Origin of the sequence: Verrucomicrobium spinosum DSM 4136 = JCM 18804 (assembly GCF_000172155.1) — a bacterium.
In the GTDB taxonomy this organism is placed as follows: Bacteria; Verrucomicrobiota; Verrucomicrobiia; order Verrucomicrobiales; family Verrucomicrobiaceae; genus Verrucomicrobium; species Verrucomicrobium spinosum.
Genome location: NZ_ABIZ01000001.1, coordinates 6,443,028 through 6,458,065, shown reverse-complemented (window position 1 = coordinate 6,458,065; position 15,038 = coordinate 6,443,028). Strand labels below are relative to the sequence as shown.

General features: G+C 61.3%; 12 protein-coding genes. 6 read left to right on the top strand and 6 right to left on the bottom strand.

The window, feature by feature from the left end; genetic code table 11:
* Window positions 1-42: 42 nt before the first annotated feature.
* Entirely contained in the window at window positions 43-1,407 is a 1,365-nt protein-coding gene (locus tag VSP_RS26370; protein ID WP_009964476.1) for a glycosyltransferase, read from the top strand.
* A 538-nt stretch (window positions 1,408-1,945) separates the two neighbouring features.
* On the opposite strand, the gene VSP_RS26365 is transcribed toward VSP_RS26370, so the two are convergent.
* The 3 genes from VSP_RS26365 to gnd all read right to left on the bottom strand — a co-directional run bounded on the left by VSP_RS26365 (window position 1,946) and on the right by gnd (window position 4,771).
* Entirely contained in the window at window positions 1,946-2,236 is a 291-nt protein-coding gene (locus VSP_RS26365; RefSeq protein WP_075088443.1) for a hypothetical protein, read from the bottom strand.
* An 18-nt stretch (window positions 2,237-2,254) separates the two neighbouring features.
* Complete coding sequence (locus tag VSP_RS26360) at window positions 2,255-2,560, bottom strand: hypothetical protein (RefSeq protein WP_009964472.1); 306 nt, start codon at window positions 2,558-2,560, stop codon at window positions 2,255-2,257.
* Between the two features lie 771 nt (window positions 2,561-3,331).
* Window positions 3,332-4,771 carry a decarboxylating NADP(+)-dependent phosphogluconate dehydrogenase gene (gene gnd, locus VSP_RS26355; protein ID WP_009964470.1) on the bottom strand — a complete coding sequence of 480 codons (1,440 nt, stop codon included), beginning with the start codon at window positions 4,769-4,771 and terminating at the stop codon, window positions 3,332-3,334.
* Between the two features lie 230 nt (window positions 4,772-5,001).
* Here gnd and VSP_RS37515 point away from each other — a divergent pair, with 230 nt between their 5' ends.
* From VSP_RS37515 to VSP_RS26330, 5 genes are all read left to right on the top strand, one after another.
* Window positions 5,002-5,406: a molybdenum cofactor biosynthesis protein MoaE gene (locus VSP_RS37515; RefSeq protein WP_009964468.1), complete on the top strand. Its 405-nt coding sequence runs from the start codon at window positions 5,002-5,004 to the stop codon at window positions 5,404-5,406.
* 145 nt (window positions 5,407-5,551) lie between these two features.
* Window positions 5,552-5,905 (top strand): hypothetical protein, encoded by a 354-nt coding sequence (locus VSP_RS26345; protein ID WP_009964467.1) that lies wholly within the window; start codon window positions 5,552-5,554, stop codon window positions 5,903-5,905.
* 144 nt (window positions 5,906-6,049) lie between these two features.
* Window positions 6,050-6,655, top strand: a complete 606-nt coding sequence (pgsA, locus tag VSP_RS26340; protein ID WP_009964466.1) for a CDP-diacylglycerol--glycerol-3-phosphate 3-phosphatidyltransferase — start codon at window positions 6,050-6,052, stop codon at window positions 6,653-6,655.
* Between the two features lie 222 nt (window positions 6,656-6,877).
* The gene (locus VSP_RS26335) at window positions 6,878-8,131 is read left to right on the top strand and encodes a PQQ-binding-like beta-propeller repeat protein (RefSeq protein WP_009964465.1); all 1,254 of its coding nucleotides are present in this window, start codon (window positions 6,878-6,880) and stop codon (window positions 8,129-8,131) included.
* Window positions 8,132-8,225: 94 nt separating this feature from the next.
* Window positions 8,226-9,509, top strand: coding sequence for a PQQ-binding-like beta-propeller repeat protein (locus VSP_RS26330; RefSeq protein WP_009964464.1), 1,284 nt, complete (start codon window positions 8,226-8,228; stop codon window positions 9,507-9,509).
* A 454-nt stretch (window positions 9,510-9,963) separates the two neighbouring features.
* On the opposite strand, the gene VSP_RS26325 is transcribed toward VSP_RS26330, so the two are convergent.
* The 3 genes from VSP_RS26325 to VSP_RS26315 form a co-directional block, all read right to left on the bottom strand.
* Complete coding sequence (locus VSP_RS26325; protein WP_009964463.1) at window positions 9,964-10,746, bottom strand: AraC family transcriptional regulator; 783 nt, start codon at window positions 10,744-10,746, stop codon at window positions 9,964-9,966.
* Between the two features lie 1,466 nt (window positions 10,747-12,212).
* A complete protein-coding gene (locus tag VSP_RS26320; protein ID WP_009964462.1) occupies window positions 12,213-13,460 on the bottom strand; it encodes an NAD(P)/FAD-dependent oxidoreductase in 1,248 nt (415 codons plus the stop codon).
* Between the two features lie 36 nt (window positions 13,461-13,496).
* A complete protein-coding gene (locus tag VSP_RS26315; protein ID WP_009964461.1) occupies window positions 13,497-14,978 on the bottom strand; it encodes a peptide MFS transporter in 1,482 nt (493 codons plus the stop codon).
* Window positions 14,979-15,038 lie beyond the last annotated feature (60 nt).

Sequence of the window (15,038 nt, the reverse complement as noted above, 5' to 3'; positions counted from 1 at the left end):
AGGAGTGGTCAACGGAACAGTGGGTGCAAATAGAATCTTTTGATGAAACGCCTCCTCATTACGAATAATTCCCTGAACCAAAGAGGAGGTACGGAGCTGTTTGTCAAAGACCTTGCCCCGCTTCTGAAGGCGAAGGGGTGGTTCCCAATTGCCTTCAGTACCGAGCTGGGGGAGGTGGCGTCAGAACTCAGGGCCATGGCGGTTCCTGTCATTGATGACTTGTCCAATCTCGCCGAGCCGCCTGATTTGATCCACGGGCAACATCACCTGGACACCATGGCCGCCATCCTCCGGTTCCCGGGAGTGCCCGTGGTGCACTTTTGCCATGGCTTCCTGCCCTGGGAGGAAATCCCCGTAAAACATCCCCGCGTGCGCCGCTATGTGGCCGTCAGCGCCCCGTGCCGGGAAAGGCTGGTGACGGAACACGGTGTTCCCGCCTCGGAGGTGGAAATGTTGCTGAATTTTGTCGATACGGAACTTTTCCAGGCCAGGGGCCCGCTGCCTGACAAAATCGCCCGGATCTTGGTCTTTGGTAATCAGCTCGGAAGGTCCTCGCCACTTTTTGAGAAGCTCACTGAGGTGGCCCGTCATATGGGTGCCACCCTTGATCTGGTCGGGCAAAAAGTAGGAAACACCACGCGGTGTCCGCAGAACATTCTTCCGCTCTACGATTTGGTGGTCGCCTCGGGACGTTGCGCGCTGGAAGGGATGGCGAGTGGTTGCGCCGTGCTGGCTGCAGATGCTCATGGCTTGGGCGGGCTTGTGACACCTGAGCGATTTGATGCCTATCGAGCACACAATTTTGGACTTTCCCTCACTTCGCAGTGTCCCGCTCCGTCCGTGGACCATCTCATTCAGGAGCTATCACGCTACTCGCCTCAGGATTGTCACTTGGTGACCCAGCGCATCCGGACAGAGGCTTCGCTCGAGGGGGCTGTCGCGAAGCTGATCCTTATCTACGAACAGGCGCTTGGGCAAAAGGAGCCCGCCGATCATCCTCATTTCCCGACCACGACTGCTGCTGCGGAATCCGCTTACATGACTTGGATTTGCCGGGAGTTCAAAGAGCGTGAACGCCAAGCCCGCATCATCATTTCCTCGTGCGAGGAAGCGGTGCGTGATGCCGCAGAGGTCCGCAGGGACGCTCTCGCAGCCCGGTCGCACTGTGAATCATTGGCGGCACTGCTGCGCGAGCGGGAGGCAGTTGTCGAAAACCAAGGCCGGGCCTTGTCGGTTCAAGAGATTCGAAACCTTGATCAAGCTGCGGAACTCTCGACGGCACAGTGCGAGTTGCGGAACGCGAACGCGCAGATTCTCAAGCTCCAGTCCCAACTCAAGGAGAGCCGTCAGAGGCTCGACCGTTTTCGGGGTGCAAGGCGATTTTTGCCCCGGTGGATGGTTCGATGAGGCAAGCTCCAAGACACCCATGCTGGGATGGTGACACGGGCGTCCCGCCTGTGCGTGCTGCCGGCATCTTGCCGGTGAGATCTTCCTCCGCACCCTGACAATATCGAGGAAATAAAGGGGGCGGTGGTGCCAGCCCCGCTCAGTCGCTGCGCCCCTGAGACTGCGAAGTCCTCTTCGTCCGCGCGCGATTCGAAACGGTTCGTAGTTCAATCCCGCATGCGGGATTTCTCTTGGCGCACGACCCTTGATCGACTGAGGCAAACTGAAGTTTGAACTACGAACCAAGCCCCTCTGCACCATGTCCCGGAGGGGCCTCGGAATGTAGCCGATGGAGACAACCACCGGATAGTGATGGTTGAAGCATCTGCGTCCCGTAGGGACGCCGGATCGAGCACATTTGGAAGCTGTACGGAGTCCAGACTTCAGTCTGCTCAGCTGCACAAGGACAAAACCGACTGAGGCAAACTGAAGTTTGAACTACAAGCAGACTCCCTTCGGAGTTGGTCCCAGGAGGACCTCGGATCCGCGCATTGACATGTCACTTGGACTTCTCCCACCAACTCTGGACCGCCTGACGGACGCGATCATATTCACCGGGCGGCAGTTCCTCAACATGATCCGGATGATGAAATCGAAAGTTCTGGCCAGCAATCTTTGACAGAATAATGGCGACACAGTCGCCCACAGTGAGCATGCGATGGGAAAACCAGGAGCTTCGGCTGAAGTTGACAGATCGGGTCGGTCGTTCGTCTGCGAGCGCCTCAATGAGCATGGGGACCGCGGGTCTTCCAAACCTCACGAGGCGGTCGGCAGGAGAGTCGTTCGGCATGAGACTTGGCCATTTAATTCAACTCGTCAAAGCGGGGCGAAGTGGCTGTTTCTCCTCTTCGTTTGCCCACAGGACACAAATAGGCGTCCAGAATAGTGAAGTTTCCTCCTTCTGTTGAAGAACAAATGTGAGTCTCGACGGGGTGTTAATTTCGCCTTCATCATCGGCTCGGCGAATTTCCGCCGATTCAGCATTTTTGGTAGCGGGGAATCCCAGGGTTTCAAACCACGCAAAATCCGCCCTGGCTTCAGGAGAGAGCGGGGCCGCCGCAGGCGCGGCCAGGACCAGCGCGAACAGGAACGAGGCGATGAGGAGAGGTTTCATGGCAGGATGGAAAATACCCCGTTTGCGGTAGAGGAGGCAAGGGGAGAGAAGGGGGTTGCCACGATCCGGCGTCCCACCGGGACGCCAAGGGAAGGGCGTTGTGATCCGGTGGTTGGCACCACCGCCTACTGTCCAGCGTCCCTCCTGGACGAGAACCAAATGCCACCAAACACACCGCAGCCTGGTAGCGCAGATTGTCAATCTGCTGTGCCGCCGATTGGCAATCGGCCCGGTTCGCCGGAGCGGGGAATGCGTATTCTCACACAAAGGCACGAAGGCGCGAAGTATTGAACTGCCCGGACGGAAGTGAACTTGCGGGGAAACTGAGGGGGTGGGCGACGCGATGGGCCTACCACTCCGTGGTAGCAGGTCTGGACGTCTGTCCACGGGTAGCCCTCGCTACGCTTGGTCGACCCGTGGCTATGCATGGTGAACCCTCCGGGTTCGATGCAATGGTGTGTGTGGATTCATTGGTGGCAAATATCCCTGCGTTCGTTGCGGCGTGGCCTTTCACACTTGGCAAACAAGGAAACAACCCAATCGCAAAGTTGTTGGAAGCGGTTCGTAGTTCAAACTTCAGTTTGCCTCAGTCGATCTGGGGTAGCGCGTCCTGATCAAGCTAAAGTTTGAACTACAAACAGCTTCCAAACTCCCACTCCGAGCATCTAACTCGTAACCCTTAACGTCCAATTCCCCCCCCAAACAAAAAAGCGGGAGACGGCCAATGCCATCTCCCGCTCTCAATTAACAGTCAATCAATCAACACCCCAATCACCCAATCACCTCAGGCCACTCGGTGTGGAAGAACTCGCCTTCGGGCTTGTCCAGGCGCTCATAGGTGTGAGCACCGAAGAAGTCGCGCTGGGCCTGCAGCAGGTTGGCCGGCAGACGCTCGGCGCGGTAGCTGTCGTAGTAGCCCAGGGAGGCGGAGAAGGCCGGAGCGGGGATGCCGTTCAGGGTGGCGAGGGACACCACTTCGCGCCAGTTCTGCTGGGTCTCGCTGAGCACGCCCTTGAAGAACGGGTCGAGCATCAGGTTCACCAGGCTGGCATTGGTGCGGTAGGCGTCCGTGATGCGGTTGAGGAAACGCGCACGGATGATGCAACCGCCACGCCAGATGGCGGCGATGCGACCGAGGTCGAGGCCCCAGCTCTTCTTCTCGCCCATGGTCTTGATGAGGTCCAGACCCTGTGCGTAGGAGATGATCTTGGAGGCGTAGAGGGCGTCGTGCACCTTCTTCACCAGTTCAGCCTTGTCGGTCGTGATGTTGGCGGTCGGGCCGGTCAGCTCCTTGCTGGCTGCCACGCGCTGCTTCTTCTGGCTGGAGAGGATGCGGGCCTCCACGGCGGCGTTGATGGTGCTGATCACCACCGCGTTTTCCGCGGCGTTGAGGAGCGTCCACTGGCCGGTGCCTTTCTGGCCGGCCTTGTCCACGATGAGCTCGACCACGGACTTGCCGGTCTCGGCGTCCACCTGCTCAAGGGCCTTGCCGGTGATCTGGATGAGGTAGCTCTGGAGGTCGCCTTCGTTCCACTCGTTGAAGATCGCAGCAATCTCAGCGGTCGTGAAGCCAGCGTGCTTGAAGATGTTGTAGGCTTCGCAGATGAGCTGCATGTCGCCGTACTCAATGCCGTTGTGGATCATCTTCACGTAGTGGCCAGCGCCGCCGGGGCCGATGTGGATGACGCAGGGCTCACCGTCCACCTTGGCGGAGATGCTCTCAAAGATGGGCTTCATCACCTCCCAGGTACTGGCAGGGCCGCCGGGCATGATGGAGGGGCCTTTACGGGCGCCTTCTTCACCGCCGGAAACGCCAGCGCCGATGAAGCGGAGGCCTTTTTCAGCGAGATAGGCGTCGCGGCGCTCCGTGGTCTGGTAGAAGCTGTTGCCGCCGTCGATGACGATGTCGCCCTTGTCGAGGAGGGGGATGAGCTGCTCGATCACCGCGTCCACCGCGTCACGGTCGCTGTCCTTCACCGCGGTGGATTTCACCATGATCTGGATCTTCCGGGGCGTGGCCAGGCTCTGCACAAACTCTTCCAGCGTCTTCGCTCCCACCAGTTTCTTGCCCGGATGCTTGGCGATGAACTCGTCGGTGACGGAGCCGGTACGGTTGAAAACAGAAACCTGGAAGCCGCGGCTTTCCACATTCAGGACAAGGTTCTGGCCCATCACGGCAAGGCCGATGAGTCCGAAATCGCTTTTTGACATGGTAGGGTGTAGGTGGTTGGCGGTGTGTTGAGACGCCCGACGCCCGGAATTGGGCGGGGAGGGAGTTAACCTCCCTGAGGCAAATCGCAAACGGGAAATTATTCATGGGGGCCATGAGCCAGCCCGGGGAGAGGACGGCCTTTGCCCCCGGTTGCCGTGACTCCCACGGGAGCGGGGCGAGGGCACTTGAACTTGATGTTTCGCCGGGGTGTCGGAATGGTCACCTGTCCATGTCCGCCCTGCCGTCACCGTTTGAGTACCAGTTGATTGCCGATCCCATCCTGCCCGCCCCGGCCGTCTTTGCGGCAGAGGAGGGGGCGGAGGTCCAGTTTCTGGGCACCGTCCGTGGCCAGGAGGAGGGGCGTCCGATCTCGGGCATCGACTACAGCGTGTACCGCCCCATGGCGGAAAAGGAGCTGGAGCGCCTCTGCCAGCGTGGCCAGGCCGAGCAGCTGCCCCACCGCGTCTTCATCCAGCACCGCCTCGGCTTCGTGGCCGATCGGGAGCCCAGCATCCTCATCCGCGTATGGACCAAGCACAGCGCGGAGGCCTTCGAGATCTGCCGCTGGTACCTCAAAGAGATCAAGACCATCGTGCCCATTTGGAAGAAGCCGGTGTGGGTGAAGGCGGAATAAACTCCAAATCTCAAACTTCAGCGTTCCGGCTCGTGACCACAGGACTTCGACATTGAAGTTTGAAGTCTTTTGCCCTCCCCTCCCGGCCCGGTTTGAGCTAAAACAAGGAATTCCGAGGTGCGGGCGGAACGGCCCCCAGAGCTCCATGAGTGCTGACGACGCTGACGAGTTTCACGTGTACCCACAGGGCGCGGAAACCCCGCGCGTCATCCTCCTGCCAGACGGGTGCTCCGACCTTACCGAAGCATACACCGCCCAAGAGGTGCTTGGCCCGCTCCTGCCATCCCTAGGCGGGCACATGCGGCCCCAGAAGGCCGTCGTGCTGCCGGATTCTCCCACTGTGGATACCCTGGCACTGGTGCTGCAGGTGGCTCCGTATGATGTGGTTATTGCCCTGTTGGGCATGAAGATCTTTGCTGCGGTGGGCACTGTGCTCTCCGTCGAGACCGCCGCCGCCGTGTGCAGGGAGTCCGGATTTGTCGCGCTGCGGGTGGCTTAACGCCCCCACAAGCCCCTCACCGGGCGAATCTTGGGAAATATCTTCTCTCACCGAATCGTGGTTTGACACAGGGATGGCACCGCGGCTAACAAGCCCCGTCCCCTCCGGCTTCCGTCCGCCGCGCCTGCCAGTATCATCGACTCCATGAACCTTCCCAACCAGCTCACCGTCCTTCGCCTCATCCTCACGGCGGTGTTTGTGGTGCTGTTCCATCTGCCCCTGGCCAACCGTATCTCCATCGCCCTGTTGGTCTTCGCCCTGGCGTCGATCACGGACTACCTCGATGGCCACCTCGCTCGCAGCCGGAATCTGGTGACGAACTTCGGCAAGCTCATGGACCCGCTGGCGGACAAGATCCTTATGACGGCCGCGCTCATCATGCTGGCCACGCCGGAGGTGCCGTTGCCCAATGGCAAGATCGCTCTGGATGTCTGGATCGTGATCGCCATTCTCGCCCGTGAGTTTTTCGTCACCGGCATCCGCCAGATTGCTTCCAATGCCGGGGTTGTCCTCGCGGCGGAGAAGCTGGGCAAGCACAAGATGGTCTGGCAGATCATCACCGTCTGTTACTTCCTGCTCTACGCCTCTACGGCTGAGCCGATGTTCCGCTGGCTGGCCCCGGCCTTCTCCTGGGTCCCGTTTTCCCCCGCCGTCTTCGGCCTCATCTGCATCATCATGATGGCTGGCCTCACCATTGTGTCGGGCTTCAGCTACTTCTGGAAGAACCGGCGGTTGTTTGGAGATGCGTGAGGGAGGGCAAAACTTCAAAATTCAAACGTCAAACTTCACAGGGGGCGGGCTTGGTGCCCCTGTGACGGCTGGCCCATGTTGAAGTTTGGCATTTGAATTTTGAAGTTTAAAAAAGCATGCGCCATCGCGCATATATTTTTGTGAAAGTGAAAAATCTTTCAGAAGCGCGGTCGTTTCTGGCAAGCTTTGAAAACGCGACGGCGTTTTACCCCATTGCCTGCCATGAAAACCTTCTCTTCCACCGCCTTCACGCTGTGTGCCTTTGCGGGCATGCTCGCCTCCTTCCAGCCCTCTTCCCAAGCCAATGACTGGCCCACCTTCCGCGGTGCCGACCGAAAGGACATCTCCAAAGAAACCGGCCTGCTGAAATCTTGGTCCGCCGATGGCCCGAAGAAGGTCTGGACCTTTGAGGGGGCCGGTCTGGGCTACTCCGGCTTTGCCGTTGTGGGCGGCACGCTCTACACCCTGGGGGCCAAGGAGTTCGAGGAACACCTCATCGCCGTGGATGTCGCCACCGGGAAGGAGAAGTGGACCGTCAGCATCGGCCCGCTTTTGACTAACGGTTGGGGCGACGGCCCGCGTAGCTCCCCCACCGTCGATGGCGATCGCGTCTATGCCCTGGGTGGCAAGGGCGACCTCGCCTGTGTCAGTGCCAAGGATGGCAAGGTGATCTGGAAGGCCAGCCTGACTGATGCTGGCGGCAAGGTCCCCGGCTGGGGCTATTGCGAAAGTCCGCTGGTGGATGGTAATCAGGTGGTCGTCACTCCAGGAGGGACCAAGGGCGCCGTGCTCGCCCTGGACAAGCTGACCGGCAAGCAGGTCTGGCAATCCTCTGAGTGGACGGATGGCGCCCAATACGCCTCCCTCGTGCCTATCGAGTTTAACGGCGTGCGTCAGTACGTGCAGCTCACCATGCAGAACTTTGCCGGCATCAGCGCCAAGGACGGCTCTGTGCTCTGGAAGGTGGCCTTCCCCGGGAAGACGGCCGTGATTCCCACGCCGATCTACGATGCAGGACAGGTCTATGTGGCCGCCGGTTATGGCGTGGGTTGCAAGTCCGTAAAGCTGCAAGGGACGGGCGAGCCCGAGTTCCTGTATGAGAACACCAACATGGTGAACCACCACGGCGGCGTCATCCTGGTGGGCGACTACCTCTACGGCCACTCCGACAAGGGTGGCTGGACCTGCCAGAACTTCAAGACTGGCGAAGTCCAGTGGGCCGAGCGCGGCAAGCTGGGCAAAGGCGCGATCCATTGCGCCGATGGCATGCTCTACCTCCTGGAGGAAAACTCCGGCAACGTGGTGCTCATCGAGGCCTCCCCGAACGGGTGGAACGAGAAAGGCCGCTTCCAGCTCGGACCCCAGACCGCCCAGCGCAACCCCAAGGGCAAGATCTGGACCCATCCCGTCGTCAGCGGTGGCAAGCTCTACCTGCGCGATCAGGAGCTGATCCATTGCTATGATGTGAAAGGCTAGAAGTAAAAAGTTGAGAGTGAAAAGTTAAAAGTGAGCGGGGGAGGGCGCGGAGTGGTTTTGTGGAGGACCTGTTCCCTGTGTGACCTCTCGAACCATGAAAACACCGCGCTTCCTCGGCTCCCTGGCCGCCAGTCTCGTGCTGGCGGGTTCCCTGCACCCGCTGGCCCAGGTTCAAGGTGCCAACTGGCCCTCCTGGCGGGGGCCTAGTGGCGATGGCGTCACGGAGGAGACCGGCCTGCCCACCACCTGGAGCGCCACCTCCGCCAATGTGAAGTGGAAGGTGCCCCTCCCGGACCGGGGCAACTCCACTCCCGTGGTCTGGGGGGACAAGGTCTTCCTCACCCAGGCGGCGGCGGGCGGTCGACGCGAGCTCTTGTGCCTGGATCGCAAGACCGGCAAGGTGCTCTGGCAGCAGGGCGTGAGCTACACCGAGCCCGAGACCACCCACGCCACCAACCCCTACTGCTCCGCCTCACCCGCCACCGATGGCGAGCGGGTCGTGGTCTCCTTTGGCTCCGCCGGGCTCTATGCCTACGACTTCGCCGGGAAGGAGCTCTGGCACCGCACGGATCTCGGGAAACAACATCACATCTGGGGCAATGCCGCCTCACCCGTGCTGGCCGGTGACCGCGTGTTCTTGAACTTCGGCCCCGGGGAGAACACCGCCCTGCTCTGTGTGGACAAGAAGACGGGCAAGACCCTCTGGGAGCACAAGGAACCCGGCGGCGCTTCGGGCGAGGAGGGGAACAAAACCTGGCTCGGCTCCTGGAGCGATCCGCTGCTGCGGAAGGTCGGCAGTCGCTACGAGCTCATCATGACCTACCCGGGGCGCGCCTGCGCGTTCGATCCCATAACGGGCAAGGAACTCTGGACCTGCGCCGGGCTGAACCCCCTGGTGTACAATTCACCCCTCTACTCCGAGGCCGATGGCATCGTGGTTGGCATGGGCGGCTTTGGCGGCATGGCTCTGGCCGTGAAGGCCGGCGGCAGCGGGGATGTCACCGCCACCCACCGCCTCTGGCATCTGCCCAAAGTCAGCCAGCGCATCGGCAGCGGCGTCCTCTATGAAGGGCGGCACTACATCCTCAGTGATGGCGGCATCGCCGAGTGCCGGGATCTCAAGACCGGCGAGATGGTCTGGAGCGAGCGCCTCAAAGGCCCCGGCCCCAGCGGCCAAAACTGGTCCTCCCTCGTGCGCAGCGGCGATCTCCTCTACGCCGTGAACCAGGGCGGCGACTGCTTCATCTTCAAAGCCGCCCTCAAGTTTGAACTGGTTTCCACGAACTCCCTCGGCGAGCGCGTCATCGCCTCCATCGCCGTGTCAGACGGGGAGCTGTTTATTCGCGGGTACAGGAACCTTTGGTGTATAGGCCGGTGAGCCAGTGCGTCAGTGGTCAAGGTGTTGGACAATTGAGTTGTCTGAGGTCGTCCATTGCCTTGCGGAAGCTGGATGCTGTTCGTAGTACAAACTTTAGTTTGCTCAGGACGTGGTGAGCATCTCCTGACCGCCTAAAGGCGGAACTCCAACCCTGGTGCGGATCTTCAACAAAGTGAGGTGTCCTCTCCCGCTGCTCAAGTTTCAGGAAACCTCGAACAGGGCATTTGCACTTCCAAACTGTCCGCTGCATTCGCACCGTGGTTGGAGTTCCGCCTTTAGGCGGTGAAGCTGAAGTTCCATTTGGCGTCACCGGAACAATGTGCGGTCGCATCGGTTTACGCCTGCCCGCCAACCTGAAGCTCGCAACAGCCCGCCTGAGGCAAACTGAAGTTTGAACTTGCGAACATAACCCCAGTCTCCGATCGCGCCGCGCCCAAGCACCAAGCACGGAGCCCTAACCACCAACCACCCGCTTCGCCCTAAACGCACCGGGCGGCAACCCGGTCATCCTGCGGAAATGCCGGGTGAACGCGCTCTGATCACAAAACCCGGTGGCCACGGCGATGTCCGTGAGGCTGTCATCCGTCTGCGCCAGCAGGTGCAGGGCTTCATCCAGACGGATCTTCATGATGAGCTGCCGCGGGGTGATGTGAAACAACCTCTCCACGAGCTGGCCAAAGTGGTGTGCCGTCAGCCCGCTGAACTCCGCCAGATCCTCCACGGAGGGCGGATTCGCCAGATGCGCCTGCACATGATCCAGCACCGCCGCGAGTTCCGGGAAACCTCGGGCGGCTTCGCCCTTGGCATGCGTCTCCACATCCCGGGACACACCCATCACGCCCGCGGGTTGCCCGGTCTTGGGGGTGATCAGAGGATATTTGTTCGTCAGGCACCAGCCCCGGCGACCACTGGGATACAGGTGCAGCTCCAGTTGATCCAGCAGCGGCTTGCCCGTCTGCATGACCCGTTCATCCTGCTTCTCATACCTGGATGCCAGCGCTGAGGGGAAGAGCTCACCCGGCCGCCGACCCAGCAGCGCCGCCTTTTGATCAAACCCGCAGCGCTCCACCAGCGTCCGGTTCACGCACCGGTACCGCCCCTGCGGATCCTTGATGAAGAAGACGAGGTTCGGTAGATCATCAAAAAGGCGCTCCAGAGGCAGCGCCACCGCTTCATCCAGCGCCCCCAATCCCGCCAGATTGGCCAGGAAGTTGGGCGGGGTAGGGGAGGCAGGCATGGGAGGCTAGGGTGGGTAGAATGAAGATACACCGTCCCTCGGGGATGCGAGAGATTCGTGCTCCTTCGTAGCGCAGACTGGCTGTCTGCCGTGCCGCCGATTGGCAATCGGCCTCAGACATTTTCCAATCTTCCTTCGCGGCCTGCTTGTGGAGCGCCACGGTCTGTCGATGCTTGGAGGCAGCGGGGAGAACGCGAACCTTGCAGACGCTTCAGTTAGAGCCTCCTCACGTCAACAATTACAGCGGCGTTGGGTGGTTGGCGATCAAAGACCAGTGGGTGGTAGTTGAGGCGTGAGCCATCGGTGTGTGTGTGTGGAGCCAGAGGGCGTTTGACGTTGCCTCCTGGCGTGAGGCTAACCACATCGGTCGTAGTTGTCGATGTGAGGAGAATAGACCAACTGGCGCGCATTTAGGGTGGCCGCCAAGGAACCATCTTCTGCTCAGCCCGAAGCTATTCCCTGAAAGGGATATCTAGCACAGCCCAGTGGTTGGACGAGTCCCGCAAGGCGGGACGAGTCAACTCTGGGTGCCTCCGCGGAGGATGATCAGGTGGGAAGGCCGACAGCATCTGCTTTCTCTCCACCGCCATCAACACCTCCGCGTCAGTCATTGAGGTTCCTTGGCAGGCGCTAGCTTCCCTGTATGCGATGTCTAAATCGTGGAATGCATCGCAAACCCAAGGTGACCTCTGTGACCGCGAGGGATGCGCATATATGATGTCCCGGATCATGATCACCCGTCCTGCATACAACAAGATGAACAGGTGAGCTGTGGGCGATCGCAGGCGAGATGCTGGGCGGTTGAGACGTCGTGCCGTGGGAAGAGAGCCCTCCCCTACGGCGTCGGACCGGTTGGCACAACCGGACTACTCTTGGCTTGAATCCCAATGGAAGGGGGTGCTGGGGGAAGGGAAGTTAGGGGATAGAACCAGTGGAAGCGCTTTGCGCTCCCCAGTTGCAATTGTCTGAGGCCGATTGCCAAACCACCCCGCAGATTCGCAGCAGGGTTGGAGTACCGCTTTCAAGCGGAATCAGGATGCGAGGGTTCCGTGATGTTTCCCCGGAGCAGAATGTGCATAATCAACTGACTCTTGCTTGGGAGTGTCGGGATACATTCGCGACTTGGGACGTGTGGAGCGTGATTCCGCTTAAAAGCGGTACTCCAACCCCGGCTCGAACCCTTGATCACCAGACAGGTCCCGAGACGCCCTGCTGGGGGCTTTCTTCTCAGGCGTTGCGAGGCCCATTCGTCCCACCACTCTAACCCATCCCTGACCGGGCGGGACGCCCGGACCACGCATCGGCGAGACGCCGGTGTCACTTCGGCTCGCCATACCCAGACCGCCCAAACGTCCTCCCTCTGGCGCACTGACGCACCGCCCACTGACGCACTGAACTCCGGAGCCGCGAACAACCAGCCATCCTCGACTCCTTGACCGCCCTCCCACTCCCAACCACCCCTGACCTCATCGTTCGACCGACAACAACTCGAACCGGTCAAACCCCGCATCTTCCCCATCGACAAGCCTCCCCACCACCTCGCCCGTCACCGGGGCGAGACTCAACCCCATCATGCCATGCCCGGTGGCCACGATCACGTTCTCCGCCTTGCTCGTGCGCCCCAGATAGGGCAGCCCATCCGGCGGACAGGGGCGCAGGCCATGCCACGGGGTGACGCCTGTGAAATGCTCCCGCTTGAACTTTGGATAATACTGCGGCAACGCCTTCAAGATGCCCTCGATCCGGCGCGGGTTGACCGGTTCGTTCATGCCCGCGATCTCCATGGTGCCGCCGACTCGCAACGCGCCGCCCATGGGGGTCACCGCCACGCGGGCCTCGGTGAAGATGGCGCAGATCTGCGGAAGTTCCACGGGCTCTGGCAGGGTCAGGCTGTACCCGCGTCCGGCCTGCATGGAGAGCTTCAACCCCAGCCCTAACTGAGCCGCCAGCTCCGGCGACCACGCGCCGCCGCTCAGCACAAATTCATCTCCCTCAATCTCACCCGCCGAGGTCATGGCCGCGATCACCCGCCTGCCAGATTTCCTGAAACCCGTCACGGCCACTTCATCCAGCACCTCGCCGCCCGCCGCCCGGATCAGTCTCAGCAGCGTGTTCACATACCGGTCCGGCTGGAGATGACAGTCTTGCGGAAAATACACGCTGCCGGCAATGTCCATGGTCACGGCGGGGTCCAGCGCGGCCGTGGCTCGGGCGTCCAGGATCTCGGCTGGGATGCCCAAGGCGCGGGCTTTCTCCGCCGTCACGGCCTCCTCGTCCAGACCGTGTTGCGTCTTGCAGAGCATGAGCAGGCCCTTTTTCACCAGGCCGAAGTCCTCTTGTTCCGCCAGGCCCGCATACAGCTTGCGACTGGCCAAGCTCAGATCCCGCAGCAGGGGGGCGCTCCGCTCCACATGCCTCTGGGTGCTGGCCCGCCAGAACTTGAGCCCCCAGGTGATCAGGTCCCAGTTCAGACGTGGTTTGATGTAAAACGGCGACTCCGGGCTCAGCATCCACTTCAGCCCCATCGCCACCATGCCAGGGGCGGCCAAGGGCACAAAGTGGCTTGGCACCACCATGCCGGCATTTCCCAACGAAGCACCTCGCCGTGCGGGATCGCCCTCCACGACCGTGACCCGGTGGCCGCGCTTCAGGCAGGCTAGCGCGGTGCTCAGACCGATGACGCCGCCGCCGATGATGACAATGTGCCGGGACATGCTTGGGGGGGGAAGGGGAAAAGGATAAGGCGAAAACTAGCTGACCCCTGCGGTCCATTTGCGGAACGGTCGGGCGAGCAGGGCCAGGATCACCGCGCCGATGCCGGAGGTGATGGCCACCTGGAGGAAGACACGGGGCATGGCACCAGAAGACTCGTGATCCGTCGCCGCACCCGCCAGCAGGCCGGCCAGGAGATTGCCCATGGCCGTGGCGAGGAACCAGATGCCCATGCACTGGGTGGTGAGCCGCGCCGGGGCGAGCTTGGTGACGTAGCTGAGACCCACGGGGCTAAGAGCAAGCTCCCCCCAGGTGAGCAGGAGGTAGGTGCCCAGAAGCCAGACTGGCAGCACCTTCCCCTGGGCCAGAGCGATCTGCGCCGCGAATTGCAGCACCACAAAACCCAGCCCAAGCAACAGCAGGCCGGAGGCGAACTTGGTGGCCACAGAGGGGAACCAGCCGCGCCGCGCCAGCGCCAGCCACAGCCAGGAAAACACCGGGGCAAAAAGGATGACAAAGACGGGGTTGATGGACTGGAACCAGCCGGTGGGGATCTCCGTGCCGAACATCTGCCGGTCTGTGAACCGCTCTGCAAAAAGGTTCATGGAAGAACCTGCCTGCTCAAACCCTGACCAGAACAGCGCGGAGGCCACAAAAAGAATGGCCAGCACGCCCAGTCGCTTCTTCTCGTCGCCAGTCAGTCCGGCAAAGGCAAAAGCCCAGGCAAACCAGGCCACGGCCATGCCGCCCAGCACCAGGCTGGTGTATTTGGCCACGCGGACGGGATCAATTGGCAGCACCCCTGCCAACGCCAGCCCTGCCACGAGCATCAAGAGCGCGATAGCGGTCGCCACCGCCATCCAGTGGCGTTTGGGGGTGGAACTGGGATGCGCCGGGTGCACTCCCGCATCCCCCATGTGATGCTGGGTCAGCGCATACTGGATCACCCCGGCGACCATGCCCACACCTGCGGCGGCAAAGCCCCAGTGCCAGTCCAACTTCTCCCCCAGCCAGCCACAGATGAGGGGACCGAGGAAACCACCCACATTCACCCCCATGTAGAAAAGCGTGAATCCCGCATCCCGCCTCGCGCCGCCTTCAGGATAGAGCTGGCCCACCAGGGAGCTGGCGCACGGCTTCAACAATGCCGTGCCCATCACGACCAGCAGCAGACCGGTAAAGAACGTCCGGTTTCCGGGAACAGCCAGACAGAGGTGGCCTGCCGCAATGATGATGCCGCCATACAGGACGGCCTTTCGAGGAGAAAGCAGACGATCCGCCAGCCAGCCACCCGGCAGCGCCACTAGATAGACCCCGCAGACATAGAGCCCATAGATGGCCGCCGCCACCTTGTCCGGCAGCCCCATGCCGCCCTCCACCGGCAAGGCGGTCATGTACAGGATCAGCAGCGCCCGCATCCCGTAGTAGCTCATGCGCTCCCACATCTCCGTGAAGAAGAGCGTGTAGATGCCGCGGGGGTGTTTCGCGGGAAGGGTGCCGGTGGGTGGGTTGGCTGTCATAGAGGCCAGTGGGCAGTGTGCAGTTGTCAGTGGGCAAGGTGTCGCAAATGGCGTCCTGAG

Coding starts and splice junctions, on each gene's coding strand:
- VSP_RS26370 (WP_009964476.1), top strand. CDS start 43: ATGAAACGCCTCCTCATTACGAATAATTCCCTGAACCAAAGAGGAGGT.
- VSP_RS26365 (WP_075088443.1), bottom strand. CDS start 2,236: ATGCCGAACGACTCTCCTGCCGACCGCCTCGTGAGGTTTGGAAGACCC.
- VSP_RS26360 (WP_009964472.1), bottom strand. CDS start 2,560: ATGAAACCTCTCCTCATCGCCTCGTTCCTGTTCGCGCTGGTCCTGGCC.
- gnd (WP_009964470.1), bottom strand. CDS start 4,771: ATGTCAAAAAGCGATTTCGGACTCATCGGCCTTGCCGTGATGGGCCAG.
- VSP_RS37515 (WP_009964468.1), top strand. CDS start 5,002: ATGTCCGCCCTGCCGTCACCGTTTGAGTACCAGTTGATTGCCGATCCC.
- VSP_RS26345 (WP_009964467.1), top strand. CDS start 5,552: ATGAGTGCTGACGACGCTGACGAGTTTCACGTGTACCCACAGGGCGCG.
- pgsA (WP_009964466.1), top strand. CDS start 6,050: ATGAACCTTCCCAACCAGCTCACCGTCCTTCGCCTCATCCTCACGGCG.
- VSP_RS26335 (WP_009964465.1), top strand. CDS start 6,878: ATGAAAACCTTCTCTTCCACCGCCTTCACGCTGTGTGCCTTTGCGGGC.
- VSP_RS26330 (WP_009964464.1), top strand. CDS start 8,226: ATGAAAACACCGCGCTTCCTCGGCTCCCTGGCCGCCAGTCTCGTGCTG.
- VSP_RS26325 (WP_009964463.1), bottom strand. CDS start 10,746: ATGCCTGCCTCCCCTACCCCGCCCAACTTCCTGGCCAATCTGGCGGGA.
- VSP_RS26320 (WP_009964462.1), bottom strand. CDS start 13,460: ATGTCCCGGCACATTGTCATCATCGGCGGCGGCGTCATCGGTCTGAGC.
- VSP_RS26315 (WP_009964461.1), bottom strand. CDS start 14,978: ATGACAGCCAACCCACCCACCGGCACCCTTCCCGCGAAACACCCCCGC.